The sequence below is a fragment of the bacterium genome, from assembly GCA_035307765.1.
Lineage (GTDB): Bacteria > Sysuimicrobiota > Sysuimicrobiia > Sysuimicrobiales > Segetimicrobiaceae > Segetimicrobium.
In genome coordinates this window covers 1-13,267 of record DATGHU010000040.1, presented here as the reverse complement: position 1 = coordinate 13,267, position 13,267 = coordinate 1, and the positions used below count along the sequence as shown (strand labels likewise).

The 13,267-nt window shown below is 67.3% G+C and carries 10 protein-coding genes; all 10 read left to right on the top strand.

Annotation, left to right across the window (positions count from 1 at the left end; all coding sequences use genetic code 11):
* The first annotated feature begins 79 nt into the window (after positions 1-79).
* The 10 genes from VKV57_13330 (at position 80) to VKV57_13285 (ending at position 13,021) form a co-directional block, all read left to right on the top strand.
* Positions 80-685, top strand: a complete 606-nt coding sequence (locus VKV57_13330) for an ATP-dependent Clp protease proteolytic subunit (GenBank protein HLW60889.1) — start codon at positions 80-82, stop codon at positions 683-685.
* Positions 686-716: 31 nt separating this feature from the next.
* Complete coding sequence (gene clpX / locus VKV57_13325; GenBank protein ID HLW60888.1) at positions 717-1,991, top strand: ATP-dependent Clp protease ATP-binding subunit ClpX; 1,275 nt, start codon at positions 717-719, stop codon at positions 1,989-1,991.
* 203 nt (positions 1,992-2,194) lie between these two features.
* Complete coding sequence (gene lon, locus VKV57_13320) at positions 2,195-4,615, top strand: endopeptidase La (protein ID HLW60887.1); 2,421 nt, start codon at positions 2,195-2,197, stop codon at positions 4,613-4,615.
* Positions 4,616-4,988: 373 nt separating this feature from the next.
* Positions 4,989-7,673, top strand: a complete 2,685-nt coding sequence (locus tag VKV57_13315; GenBank protein ID HLW60886.1) for a valine--tRNA ligase — start codon at positions 4,989-4,991, stop codon at positions 7,671-7,673.
* Positions 7,674-7,712: 39 nt separating this feature from the next.
* Entirely contained in the window at positions 7,713-8,747 is a 1,035-nt protein-coding gene (locus tag VKV57_13310) for a lysylphosphatidylglycerol synthase transmembrane domain-containing protein (GenBank protein ID HLW60885.1), read from the top strand.
* Positions 8,748-8,810: 63 nt separating this feature from the next.
* Positions 8,811-9,479: an SPOR domain-containing protein gene (locus VKV57_13305; GenBank protein HLW60884.1), complete on the top strand. Its 669-nt coding sequence runs from the start codon at positions 8,811-8,813 to the stop codon at positions 9,477-9,479.
* A gap of 53 nt (positions 9,480-9,532) precedes the next feature.
* A complete protein-coding gene (locus VKV57_13300; GenBank protein ID HLW60883.1) occupies positions 9,533-10,306 on the top strand; it encodes an enoyl-CoA hydratase-related protein in 774 nt (257 codons plus the stop codon).
* Positions 10,303-11,025 (top strand): uracil-DNA glycosylase, encoded by a 723-nt coding sequence (locus VKV57_13295; protein ID HLW60882.1) that lies wholly within the window; start codon positions 10,303-10,305, stop codon positions 11,023-11,025. Before VKV57_13300 ends, VKV57_13295 begins: the two co-directional genes overlap by 4 nt.
* Positions 11,015-11,794: an enoyl-CoA hydratase-related protein gene (locus VKV57_13290; protein ID HLW60881.1), complete on the top strand. Its 780-nt coding sequence runs from the start codon at positions 11,015-11,017 to the stop codon at positions 11,792-11,794. The genes VKV57_13295 and VKV57_13290 overlap by 11 nt, the downstream gene beginning before the upstream one ends.
* Positions 11,795-11,821: 27 nt before the next feature.
* Positions 11,822-13,021, top strand: a complete 1,200-nt coding sequence (locus tag VKV57_13285) for an acetyl-CoA C-acyltransferase (GenBank protein ID HLW60880.1) — start codon at positions 11,822-11,824, stop codon at positions 13,019-13,021.
* Positions 13,022-13,267: the final 246 nt, after the last annotated feature.

Here is a 13,267-nt window from a genome sequence, read left to right as displayed (position 1 = left end):
GGGTACTACTAGAGGGTGGGGGGAAGCAATGGGCTGGATGCCCCGAAGCGGAGAGACTGTACTTGCGGAGGAGCGCTTGATGCACTATATCCCGATGGTCGTGGAACAGACCGCACGGGGGGAGCGAGCGTACGATATCTACTCGCGCCTCCTGAAGGAACGACTCATTTTCATCGGCGGCCCCATCGAAGACGAAATGGCCAACCTGATCATTGCGCAGATGCTCTACCTCGAGTACGAGGACCCCGAGAAGGAGATCCAATTGTACGTCAACACACCGGGCGGGGAAGCCACGGCGGGGTTAGCGATATACGACACGATGCAGTATATGCGGTCGCCGGTCTCGACGATCTGTGTCGGCTTGGCGGCCAGCGCGGGCGCGATCATCCTGGCGGGCGGGACCAAGGGACGGCGGTTTGCGCTTCCCTACTCCCGGATGATGATCCACCAGCCATGGGGCGGGGCGCAGGGGTCGGTGACGGACATCGGGATTCAGACAAAGGAGTTCATGACGATCCGGCAAATCCTCAACGAGGTGCTGGCCAAGCATACGGCACAGCCGCTGGAGCGCGTGGAGCGCGACACGGAGCGGAACTTCTGGATGAGTTCGATGGAAGCCAAGGATTACGGCCTCGTCGACGACGTGATCAAGCCAAGACAGCTGATCCCTCCCCCCAGTCGCTGAAAGATGATACACCCACAGAGGCGCCGGATCGATGTTTAAGTTCGGGGATGAACGAGATCGTCTGAAGTGCTCGTTCTGCGGAAAAACGCAAGAACAGGTCCGGAAATTGGTCGCCGGCCCGGGCGTGTACATTTGCGACGAGTGCATTGAACTCTGCAACGAGATCATTGAGGAAGAGCTCTACGGCGAGCCGCGCGGGGCGGCCAAACCCCGCGGTGTCCCGAAGCCCCATGAGATCTTCCAGACACTTTGCCAGTATGTGATCGGGCAGGACCGGGCGAAGCGGGCCCTGGCCGTCGCCGTCTACAACCACTACAAGCGCATCGGCGCCCACTCCAAGCGCTCGAACGACGTCGAGTTGCAGAAGAGCAACATCCTATTGATCGGTCCCACCGGGTGCGGGAAGACGCTCCTCGCGCAAACGTTGGCCCGCATTCTCGACGTGCCGTTCGCCATCGCCGACGCGACGTCGCTGACGGAGGCGGGGTACGTCGGTGAAGATGTCGAGAATATTCTTCTCCGCCTGATCCAGACCGCCGACTACGACGTGAAGCGGGCTGAGCGGGGAATCGTCTACATCGATGAAGTCGACAAGATCGCCAGGAAATCCGAGAATCCCTCGATCACCCGGGACGTGTCGGGGGAGGGAGTCCAGCAGGCGCTGCTCAAGATCCTGGAGGGAACCACGGCGAATGTCCCGCCGCAGGGCGGGCGTAAGCACCCGCATCAAGAGTTCATCCAGATCGACACCACCAATATTCTCTTCATCTGCGGCGGGGCGTTCGACGGCCTCGACCGGATCATCGAATCGCGGATTCGGGTGGCCAATATTGGGTTCGGGGCCACGATCGAGCCGAAGCGCGAGCAACGGGTGGGTGAACTGCTGGGACGGGTGATGCCGCAGGATCTCCTCCGCTATGGGCTGATCCCCGAGTTTATCGGGCGCCTGCCGATCGTTGTGCCGATCGAGCCGCTCACCGAGCCTGACCTGGTCACGATCCTCGTGGAACCCCGAAACGCCCTCGTCCGTCAGTACCAGAAAATCCTGGAGATGGACGGGGTGGAGCTGATCGTCGGCGACGGGGCCCTGCGGGCGGTGGCTCGGGAAGCCATGACCCGCCACACGGGGGCAAGGGGGCTGCGCACCGTTTTCGAGGAAATCATGCTGAATATCATGTACGAGATTCCATCCCGCGGCGATGTGAAACGGTGCGTGATCAGTGAGGACACGGTGACGAAGCGAGTCGAGCCGTTGCTGCTGACCGCGGCGGATCTGAAGAAAATGCCGAAGGAGAAGCCCGCCTGATCGGATGCCGCGGTGAGGCGGTGGTCGGAGAAGGACGCCGCCGGCGCGTCGACGTGTGCTCCGCGTACGGTTCCCGTTTCCTCCCCAGGTTTCCCCGCCCGAAGGAATCATTTGAGGTCGGTCTACCGTATCACTTGGGTAGATGATGAATGGGACGGCGTCCGTGGGCTGGTCTGCCACGCGGCCTCCCAGGAGGTCCATCGATGACGGAGCAAAAGTCCAAGCAGGAAACGGCGCAGGAACAGCCGACAACGTTCCCGGAGTTGCTGCCGGCGTTGCCCCTGAAGGGGACGGTAGTCCTTCCGTATATGGTGGTGCCTTTGGGGGTCGGGCGGGCGAAGTCACTGGCCGCCCTGGAAGCGGCGCTCGCCGGGGATCGGCTCATCCTGCTCGTGGCCCAGAAGCAAGACGACCAAGAGGATCCCGGGCCGGACGATTTGTACTGGCTCGGGACGATCTGCAAGATCCTTCAGGTCGGGAAGCAGGCCGATGGGACGGTGCAGGTGGTCGTGGAGGGGCTTCACCGCGGGGCGGTGACCGAAGTAACCCAGACCACCCCGTTCTTCCAGGTGCGCATCGTCCCCCGGGCCGACGCGAAGGACAAACCCCTCGAGATCGAGGCCTTGATGCGGGGGGTGACCTCGCAGTTCGAACGGTACGCCCGGCTCTCGCGATCGATCGCGCCCGAGGCATTCATGCTGGCGATGTCGGCCGAGGAGCCCGGCCGGCTCGCCGACCTGGTGGCGCAGCACCTGCAGCTCAGGGTTGAGGAGCGGCAAGGGATCCTCGAGGCCGCGCCCAAGGACCGGCTGGAGAAGCTGAGCGGGGTCCTCACGAAGGAAATCAACATCCTGGAGTTGGAGCGCAAGATCCAGAACCGCGTCCGCAAGCAGATGGAGAAGAGTCAGCGCGAGTACTTCCTCAAAGAACAGATGAAGGCGATTCAGCAGGAACTCGGCGAGAAAGACGAGCGCACGGCGGAGGCCGACGAATACCGGAAGCGCATCGAGGAGGCCGATCTTCCCGAGAAAGTCAAAGAGAAGGCCCTCGAGGAGCTGGGCCGCCTGGAGAAGATGCCGCCGATGGTCGCGGAGGCGGTGGTGGTCCGCACCTACCTGGACTGGATCCTTGCGCTGCCGTGGGCGGTGCGCACCGCGGACCGCCTGGACACCAAGGCCGCGCGTGCAATTCTCGACGAAGATCACTACGGACTGGAGAAGGCCAAGGATCGGGTCGTCGAGTACCTCGCCGTGCGCAAGCTGGCACCGGAGTCCAAGGCGCCGATCCTTTGCTTCGTGGGCCCACCCGGAACGGGAAAGACCAGCCTCGGGAAGTCGATCGCGCGGGCGTTGGGCCGGAAGTTCGTCCGGGTGTCGCTCGGTGGCGTACGCGATGAAGCGGAAATTCGCGGGCATCGTCGCACGTACGTGGGAGCGCTTCCCGGCCGCATCGTGCAGGGGATGCGGACCGCCGGCAGCAAGAACCCGGTGTTCATGCTCGACGAGATCGACAAGCTGGGGATGGACTTCCGCGGCGACCCATCCGCGGCACTGCTCGAAGCGCTCGACCCTGAGCAGAACACCACGTTCAGCGACCACTACCTGGAGCTGGCGTTCGACCTCCGCGAGGTGATGTTCATCACCACGGCCAACATCCTTGACACCGTCCCCCCCGCGCTGCGCGATCGGTTGGAGGTCATTCGGTTTTCGGGCTATATCGAAGACGAGAAGCACCACATCGCCACCCAATTTCTCATCCCGAAACAGTTGAAAGAGAACGGGCTTAAGCCGGAGCACGTCACCTTCACCGATGAGAGCCTGCGGCTCGTCATCCGCCAGTACACGCGGGAGGCGGGGGTGCGGAACCTGGAACGCGAGATCGCGACGATCTGCCGCAAAATCGCCCGGGAGGTGGCCGAGGGCGAGGCGACGTCGGTCAAGGTGACGATTCAGAACGTGCACAAGTTCCTCGGGCCGACGAAATACCACTACGGGAGCGTCGGAAAGATCGACGAGGTCGGCGCGGCGACAGGGCTCGTCTACACCGAGCAGGGCGGGGACATCATTACGGTCGAGGCGACGTTGATGCGGGGGGACGGCAAGTTGACCCTGACCGGGCAACTCGGCGACGTCATGAAGGAATCCGCCCAAGCGGCGCTCAGCTACATCCGCGCGCGGGCGCTCGCGCTGGGGGCCGACGACACATTCACCTCACGGTACGATATCCACATTCACGTCCCGGCGGGCGCCGTGCCCAAGGACGGCCCATCGGCGGGAATTACGATCGCGACCGCCGTGGCGTCGGCGCTGACGGGGCGCCAAGTCCGCAAGGACGTGGCGATGACCGGGGAGATTACCCTGCGGGGCAACGTACTGCCGATCGGCGGCCTGAAGGAGAAGGTGATCGCCGCCCACCGCGCGGGGATCAAGACGGTGATCGTTCCCAAAGAGAACGAGAAGGACATGGTGGAGATCCCCGGTCACGTGAAAAAGAAGCTCCATTTCGTGCTGGTCGAGCACATGGATGAGGTCTTGCAGGAGGCGTTGGGCCCGAGCTTGGGCCTGCCCGCCCTGCCGCACGCGCCGACGGAGGTTCGGCGGCAGCAACCGTCGATCCAGGCGTAAAGCGGCCCGCCGCCACGCCGGGCTTGCGCCGGCTTCCCGGGCGCTGGTATAATACGCGCAACATCACCGTCCCGTGCATCGGGGCGGGGCGATGACGGGGAGGAGTAGATCCGTCTTCCCGCAGCGAGGGGAGAGCCGGTGCAAGCTCCCCGGGATGGGCGGGTCGAATGTCGCCCCCGAGCGGCGCGCGTGACCCCTGCTGGGGTCGCGGTCAGCCCGGGAGCGCCCGAGACAGCGTGACGAGCGACCGGTCCTGACGGGGCCGGTCGGGACAAAGGTGGTACCGCGGAGCGCCGCTCTGCCCTTTGAGGCGGAGCGGCGCGTTCGTTTCGTGACGGATCGGCTGAGGACGGAGCGGAGAGGAGGCATCGCGATGACCGAGATCCCCAGTGCCTACGAGCCGAAGCGGGTAGAGGAGCACTGGTACGCCGAGTGGCTGAGCCGGGATGAGTTCCACGCCGTCCCCGACCCGACCCGTCGGCCGTATGTCATCGTGATGCCGCTGCCCAACGTCACCGGTGAACTGCACGTTGGGCACGCCCTGAACAACGGCCTCCAGGACTGCCTCATTCGCTGGAGCCGGATGCGGGGGCTGAACGCGATGTGGCAGCCGGGGCTCGACCACGCCGGCATCGCCGTGCACGTGGTCATGGACCGCCGGCTGGCCGCGCAGGGGCAGACACGATTTGCGCTGGGGCGAGAGCGCTTTCTCGAGGAGACCTGGAAATGGAAGGAACAGATCGGCGGCACGATCCTCGGCCAGGTGCGTCGTCTAGGATGCTCCTGCGATTGGGACCGCACGGTGTTCACGATGGATCCGGGCTACACGGATGCCGTTCTCGACGGTTTCATCCGCCTCTACAGCAAGGGCCTGATCTACAAAGGGAAGCGGATGATCAACTGGTGCCCCAAGGACCAGACCAGCGTGTCGGACCTTGAAGTGGAGTACGTGGAGACGCCCAGCGCGCTCTACTACGTCCGCTACCCCAGCGAAGACGGGGGAGAGGGGGTGGTCATCGCGACGCAGCGTCCCGAGACGATCCTGGCCGACGTGGCGGTCGCCGTTCATCCCGCCGACGAACGGTACCGGCGCCTGGTGGGGACGCGTGTGCGGGTGCCGCTGGTGAACCGGGTGATCCCCGTCATCGCCGACCGGCGCGTGGAGCGCGAATTCGGGACCGGGGCGGTGAAGATCACGCCCGGGCACGACCCCCTCGACAACGAAATCGGAACCGATCACCGCCTGCCGGTGCTGGTGTGCCTGGATCCCCAGGGGCGGATCAACGACCTGGGTGGGGAGCGCTATCAGGGGATGGACCGCGACGAGTGCCGTCGGGTCTTTGCCGACGACCTCCGCGCGGCGGGGGCGGTGGTGCGCGAGGAGCCCTACACCACGAGCATCGGGCGGTGCGACCGTTGCAAGACCGTCATCGAACCCTACATCTCCGATCAGTGGTTCTGCCGGATGCACGAGCTCGCCGCGCCGGCGGCCCAGGCGGTTCGGGACGGTCGCGTCCGGTTTCACCCCGAGCGGTGGACGAAAGTGTACATGGACTGGATGGAGCGGATCCGCGACTGGAACATTAGCCGCCAGCTGTGGTGGGGGCAACGGATCCCGGTCTGGTACTGCGGGTGCGGGGAAACGGTCGCGGCCAAGACTCCTCCGGCGCGGTGTCCGAAGTGCGGAGGGACCACCCTCACCCAAGACCCCGACGTGCTCGATACCTGGTTTAGCTCTGCGCTGTGGCCGCTCGCGACCTTGGGGTGGCCCAGGGAGACCGACGATCTACGGTACTTCTATCCGACGAGCACCTTGATCACCGACCGGGGCATCATCTTCCTCTGGGTCGCGCGCATGATCATGTTTGGCCTCGAGTTTCGGGGCGAGGTCCCCTTCCGCGACGTCTACATCAATCCCACGGTCCTCAACATCGAGGGCAAGCGGATGAGCAAGACGATGGGGACGGGGCTCGACCCGCTGCTGCTCATCGACCGGTATGGTGCCGACTCGCTGCGGTTTGCCCTCATCAACCGGTGCAGCGGCGAGCAGGACCTGCGATTTTCGGAACAGATGGTGGAGAGCACGCGGAACTTTGCGAACAAGATCTGGAACGCGGCCCGGTTCGTCCGCATGAACCTGGATGAAGTCGCGGGACCGACCGCGCTCCCGAGCCAAGCCTCCCTCCTCGCGGGACCGGCCGCGCTTCCGGGGCGGGCCTCCCTCGGGCTGACCGATCGGTGGATCCTGAGCCGGTTCGCGCGCACCGCCGCGGCGGTGACGGGGTCGCTCGAGCGATTTGAGTTCCGCGAAGTGTGCCAATCCCTTTACGAGTTCATCTGGAGCGAGTTCTGCGACTGGTACGTGGAGATGGCGAAGCAGGATCTGCGCGACCCCCAGACCCCCGACCACGCTCCGGTGACCCGGGTCGTCCTGAGCCGGATCCTCAGCGGGACGATGCAGCTCCTGCATCCGATTATGCCGTCGCTGACCGAAGAGATCTGGCAGGCGCTCCCCCACGAGGGGGTGACGATCATGCACGCCCCGTGGCCCACGGATCTCCAGGCCTGGATCGACCCCGAAGCCGAGGAGCAGGTGGACCTAGTGATGGGGCTGATCCGGGCGGTGCGCGGGATGCGGGCCGACGCTGGTTTTCCCCCCGGCGATTCGGTCCCCGTGAGCATCGTCGCGCCGGCGTCACGGCGGCCGCTGATGCACGCGGCGGCGCGCTACATCGGGCCGCTGGCACGGGCCCGACCGCTCACGATCGGGGAAGACGCCGCACCCCGGTCGAAGCGGGGGCTCTCCGCACTGATCGGGGATGTGGAGGTCGGCCTCTCGATCGAGTCCGGAGAAGCCGCTCAGGCGATGCGGGCCAGGCTGTTGAAACAGTTCACCACCGTCACCCGCGATCTGACCGGGCTGGAAGACCGGCTGCGCAGCCCGATGTTTCTCGAGCGCGCCCCGGCGGAGATCGTCGAGGCGGACCGGCTGCGCCAGCGCGAGCTGGCGGCGCGCCGGGCGACGCTGGAACGGTATCTGGCCGGGATCGGTGAGTAACGGGTTGAGCAAGCAGGTGGACAGGGGAGGCGGCGACGCGTGGCAGCCGCAAAGGCCAACGAGGTGACTTCGGGGGACGTCGCGGTCCGACGCGACGCTTCGCGCTGGGTGAGCCTGCTCCTCCTGGGCTTCGGGGTGGCGATCCTCGCCGCATTCGCCGCCACCACCAATTTCCGGCAGATCGGGGAGGCGATTGGCCGGATCCAGCCGCCGCTGTTCGGCTTGGCCATCGTCGCGGTTTTCGCTCAACTCCTGGTGAAGGCCGCCCGCTGGCGGTTCATGGTGTGGCGCCTCACGGGGACCCGCATCTCCATCAGGTTCGGCGCGATCTCGATCATCGCCGGGGTGGCGGCCGGCAGCATCGCCCCCGGCCGGAGTTTTGAAGTGGCGAAAGCGATTCTGCTGAAGGGATCCTTTGGGGTGCCGCTCCGGATCAGCACGTCGGCGATGATCGTGGAACGGATCCTCGATATCGTGTTCCTCATCGCCACCTTCCTGCTGGCCGCCGCGTTCGTTCCCAGCCGGATGGTGCTGGCGAGCCACGTCGTGCTGGTGACGATCGCGGCGCTGGTGTTCTGCTCGGCGCTGGTGGTCGCCCTCCCCGCCCAGGTGCAGGGGTGGGTCGGCGCGGTGCTTCGGCGGATTCCGGTTCCCGAACGGGTCCGGGAGCGAGTGGTCAACCTGGTGGAAACGTTTTTTACGAGTTTCCTGGTGCTGCGCCAGCACCGAACGCTGTGGTCTCTCCTCGGCCTCACCGCGGTCGCCGCCGCGCTCGACATCGCTCGCGTCTTCACGGTGTTCCGCGCCATGGGCATCACCCTCGGGCTCGCGTTAATCGCGTTTTCTTACCTCGGGGCCGCCATGCTCGGCATGGCCCTGTTGATCCCCGGCGGGGTGGGCGTCACAGAGGTTTCGATGGCCGGACTGATCGCGTTTCTCGCCCCGGGGGCGGTCTCGGCCAACGTGGCCCGCAGCGCGGTTCTCCTCGATCGGTTCTTTTCGTATTATCTCCTGGTGCTGGTCGGCGCGGGCCTCCTCATCGCCTACCATCGCTACCGGCGGATTTTCGTCTGAGGCGGACACGGGCAGGAAGGGACACGGACCACCCTCGAAGAGAAACCCGAGCGGTGCCTGTGGGTGAGCCAAGGCGATCGCCCTGCACTCACCCCGGATCGGATCCGAGCGGATGGGGAGCATGATCGGGCGGCGGTGGCGATGAAGGGCGGGCGGCTGTCCCTGGCGCTAGTTGGGCTCGGGGTGGTGGGTATCTTCGCCGTTGCGGTGGCGGCGGGGTACTTCATGGGGCAGACCTCGTTTCGCACCCCCCCACCGCCTCCCGCGCTTACGCTGCCGACGGTCCCCGGGTCCGCTTCGACGACGGCCCCCGGATCCGGGACGCCCCCCGCGGTCGGCCCGGCGCCTCTGCCCGCCGAACCCGCGCCAAGCCCCCAGCCGCAGCCGACAGCCCCTCCCGGTCCCCCCGCTCCCGCGGAGGCCCCGCCCGCGCCCCAGGCCCCGCCGCCGCCGCCTTCTTCGCCGGTCCCGGGCCCCACCGGTCTCCCCAGTGTCACCCCAGCGATCCCGGAGCCCCCCTCACGATTTCACGTACAGGTGGGGTCGTTTGACGACCGCACGAACGCTGAAGCGTTGGTCACTCAGCTGCGCGCACGCGGGTATGCGGTGACCCTGGTGGAGGGGCCCCCGTACCGCGTGTGGGTCGGCGGGTACCTCGACCGGGGGACCGCGGAGCGGCTCGCCGCCAACCTTCAGGCCGCCGGCTTCGACGTGACGTTGAGCGCCCGGTAACCACTCCACGCGATTGCGCGGCGCCCCCCGCGGGGGCACCGAAGGAGCCGAAGATGCCGTACGAACACATCCTCGTGACCACCGAAGGTGCCATCGGGATCGTCGTGCTCAACCGGCCGAAGGTCTTGAACGCACTGAACCGAGCGCTGATGGGCGAGCTCGCCGCTGCGCTGGAGGCGTTCGACCGCGATGGCGCGGTTCGCTGCGTGGTGCTGACCGGGAACGACCGCGCCTTCGCGGCGGGGGCTGACGTCCGCGAGTTCGCCGAGGCGACGTCGGTGGAGATGGCGCGGTCCTACCGGTTTCTTGAGTGGGACCGCATCCGCCGGATCGGCACCCCGATCATCGCCGCCGTGAGCGGGTACGCGCTGGGGGGCGGGTGCGAACTGGCGATGGCCTGCGACATCATCATCGCCTCCGAGAGCGCCCGCTTCGGGCAGCCCGAAATCCGCCTCGGGCTCATCCCGGGAGCGGGGGGGACGCAGCGTCTCACGCGCGCGCTCGGCAAGTCACGCGCGATGGAGCTCATTCTCACCGGGCAGATGCTCTCCGCCCAGGAGGCCTGCGCGCTGGGGCTGGTGTCGCGCGTGGTGCCCGTCGAGGTGGTCCTCGATGAGGCGAAACGCCTCGCCGCCGAGGTGGCCGCCCAGCCTCCCGTCGCGGTCCGCATGGCCAAGGAGTCGGTGAACCAGGCGTTCGAGACCACCCTCGCGGGGGGCCTGGAGTTTGAGCGGAAGTGCTTCCACCTGCTCTTCGGGTCCGAGGACAAGCGCGAAGGGATCCGCGCCTTTCTCGACAAGCGGCCGCCAACGTTCACGGGGCGATGAAGCGAGACCGGCTCACCGCGGTTGCGCGCGACGTCGTCGCGTGCGCGGCGTGCCCGCGCCTCCGCCGGTATTGCGCCGCCGTCGCCGCTCGAGGGAAGCCCGAGTTTGCCGGGTGGACCTATTGGGGGAAGCCGGTGCCGGGGTACGGGGATCCCGAGGCGGAACTGCTGGTGGTCGGGCTCGCCCCCGCGGCGCACGGCGCGAACCGGACCGGTCGGATGTTCACCGGGGATGGGTCGGGGGAGTGGCTGACCCGGGCGATGCATCGGGCCGGCTTCGCCAGCCAGCCGACGTCCGTTCGTCGGGGTGACGGTCTCCGCCTGCGACGGGCCTACATCACCTCCGCCGTGCACTGTGCTCCGCCCGACAACAAGCCGACCCGGGCGGAGATCGTGAGGTGCGGGCCGTACCTGGCGCGAGAGCTCGCCCTGCTCCCCCACGTCCGCGTCATCCTCGCCCTCGGCCGCCTCGGGTTCGACGCCTGTCGCCGGGTGTGCGCGGCGCGGGGCGCGGACGTGCGCCGCCTGCGGTTTGCCCACGGTGCCGTCTATCCCCTGGGCCTCGGGGCTCCCACGCTGATCGCTAGTTATCATCCCAGCCGGCAGAACACCAACACCGGAAAGCTCACCGCGCCGATGCTCGATCGCGTCTTCGATACGGCCCGGCGGTTATTGGACTCGCCGGCGCAGGCGGGACCCGGGGGGGGAGATGATGGATAAGAGTGTGGTGACGGGGACGCAGGGCGGGGTGCGAACCGTGACCCTGAACCGGCCGGACGTGCTGAACGCCATCAACACGCAGATGGGTGCAGATCTTCTCGATGCCCTCCGCGAGGCCGAGCGCGCACCCGAGGTCCGCTGCGTCCTGCTCGCCGCGGCGGGCCGCGGGTTTTGTGCCGGCGCGGACCTGCGCGAGCAGACGCCGGGGGAGACGAAGGTGGGGGAGCTGCTGCGCACACGCTACAATAGGATCGTATTGACGCTGCGCACCATGGAGAAGCCGGTGATCGCGGCAATCAACGGCGTGGCGGCGGGGGCCGGGGCCAATATGGCCTTCGCCGCGGACCTGCGGATCGCTTCGGACCGAGCGTCGTTCATCGAGGCGTTTTCCAGAATCGGGCTGATCCCGGACTCCGGTGGCACCTGGCTGCTGCCGCGGCTCACCGGGATGGGGCGGGCGCTGGAGCTCGTGCTGTTCGCCGATCCGGTCGACGCGGCGGCGGCGGAGCGGATGGGGTTGGTGAATCGGGTCGTGCCCCACGACGACCTGATGCCCCGGGCGCTGGAGTGGGCGGGGCGCCTCGCCGCGGGCCCGACGCGGACGTATGGACTGATCAAGCGGGCGCTCAACCGGGCGCTCGCCACCGACCTGGAGGGGGCGCTGGAGTACGAGGCGCATCTCCAAGAGATCGCCAGCAGAACCGGCGACCACCGCGAAGGGGTCGCCGCCTTCCTGGCCAAGCGCCCCCCGGTCTACACGGGGCGCTAGGCCCGGCCGGGCCGGGAGGAGAGCGAAATGCGTGACGTGGTGATTGTGGATGGAATCCGCACCGCCATCGGACGGTACGCCGGGGCGTTGCGGGAGGTCCGCCCCGACGACCTCGCCGCCCAGGTGGTGCAGGCCATCGTCCAGCGGAACACCGTCGATCCGCTGGTGATCGAGGACGTCGTGATGGGGTGTGCCAATCAGGCGGGGGAGGACAATCGGAACGTGGCGCGGATGGCCGTCCTCTTGGCCGGGTTGCCTCCCGAGGTCCCCGGGCAGACCGTGAACCGCCTGTGCGGGTCGGGGATGCAGGCGGTGCACGCCGCGGCGCAGGCGATTGCCTACGGGAACGGGGACGTCTACATCGCCGGGGGTGTGGAGAGCATGACCCGGGCGCCGTACGTGATGGGGTCTCCCGAGGTGGGGTTCCCCCGCGGCCCGATGGTGCTGCACGATACGACGATCGGCTGGCGATTCGCGAACCCGAGGTTCGCCGACGTGTACCCGCTGTACAGCATGGGTGAGACGGCGGAGAACGTGGCGGACCGCTACGGGATCTCACGCCAGGAGCAGGACGCGTACGCCTTCGAGAGTCAACGGCGCACGGCCGCCGCCCAGGGGGCAGGGCGGTTCGCGGACGAAATCGTGCCGGTGACGATCAAGCGCCCCCGCGGCGAACCGGTCGTCGTCGACAGAGACGAGCACCCACGCCCCGAGACGACGGCGGAGCGGCTTGCCGCGCTGCGGCCGGCGTTTCGCCAAGGCGGCACCGTCACCGCCGGGAACTCCTCCGGGATCAACGACGGGGCCGCGGCGCTCCTCGTCACATCCGCGGAGTGGGCGGAGCGGGAGGGGCGCCGGCCGATCGCGCGAATCGTCGCCACCGCGGTCGCCGGCGTCGACCCTTCCTACATGGGCATCGGGCCCGTCCCCGCCACCCGCAAAGCCCTCGACCGCGCCGGGCGGCGCATCGACGAGATGGACGTCGTCGAGCTGAACGAGGCCTTCGCGGTGCAGGTCCTTGCCTGCGTTCGCGACCTCGGGATCGACCGGGCCCGCCTCAATCCCAACGGCGGGGCGATCGCCCTCGGCCACCCCATCGGAGCGAGCGGGGCCCGGATCCTCGTCACGCTGCTTCATGAGATGCGCCGGCGTGAGGGGCGGTGGGGGCTGGCGACGATGTGCATCGGGGTGGGGCAGGGAATCGCGACGATCGTCGAGGCGGTGTAGATAGCATGGACGAGCCGGCGACCTGCGTAATTAGACGTGGGTTGCTCCTCCCAAGAGAGGAACCTATCCACATACGGAGGTGCCGGCTCATGAACCAGTCTAGCATGTCCAGTGTGGATGAGGTGTTGACACCTTTGCACTCCAACCGAACGTTCCGGCATTGGTTAGCTGACCTTCCTGCCGGCGAACAACGTCGCCGGCGTCCGGCCTTGCAGTCGATAGCCTTGATGCGGGCGCTCCCGGTTG

What these genes read in the sequence shown, in the direction of transcription:
- VKV57_13295 (HLW60882.1), top strand. Translation starts at nt 10,303, where the DNA reads ATGAAGCGAGACCGGCTCACCGCGGTTGCGCGCGACGTCGTCGCGTGC.
- VKV57_13315 (HLW60886.1), top strand. Translation starts at nt 4,989, where the DNA reads ATGACCGAGATCCCCAGTGCCTACGAGCCGAAGCGGGTAGAGGAGCAC.
- VKV57_13290 (HLW60881.1), top strand. Translation starts at nt 11,015, where the DNA reads ATGATGGATAAGAGTGTGGTGACGGGGACGCAGGGCGGGGTGCGAACC.
- lon (HLW60887.1), top strand. Translation starts at nt 2,195, where the DNA reads ATGACGGAGCAAAAGTCCAAGCAGGAAACGGCGCAGGAACAGCCGACA.
- VKV57_13285 (HLW60880.1), top strand. Translation starts at nt 11,822, where the DNA reads ATGCGTGACGTGGTGATTGTGGATGGAATCCGCACCGCCATCGGACGG.
- VKV57_13330 (HLW60889.1), top strand. Translation starts at nt 80, where the DNA reads ATGCACTATATCCCGATGGTCGTGGAACAGACCGCACGGGGGGAGCGA.
- VKV57_13300 (HLW60883.1), top strand. Translation starts at nt 9,533, where the DNA reads ATGCCGTACGAACACATCCTCGTGACCACCGAAGGTGCCATCGGGATC.
- clpX (HLW60888.1), top strand. Translation starts at nt 717, where the DNA reads ATGTTTAAGTTCGGGGATGAACGAGATCGTCTGAAGTGCTCGTTCTGC.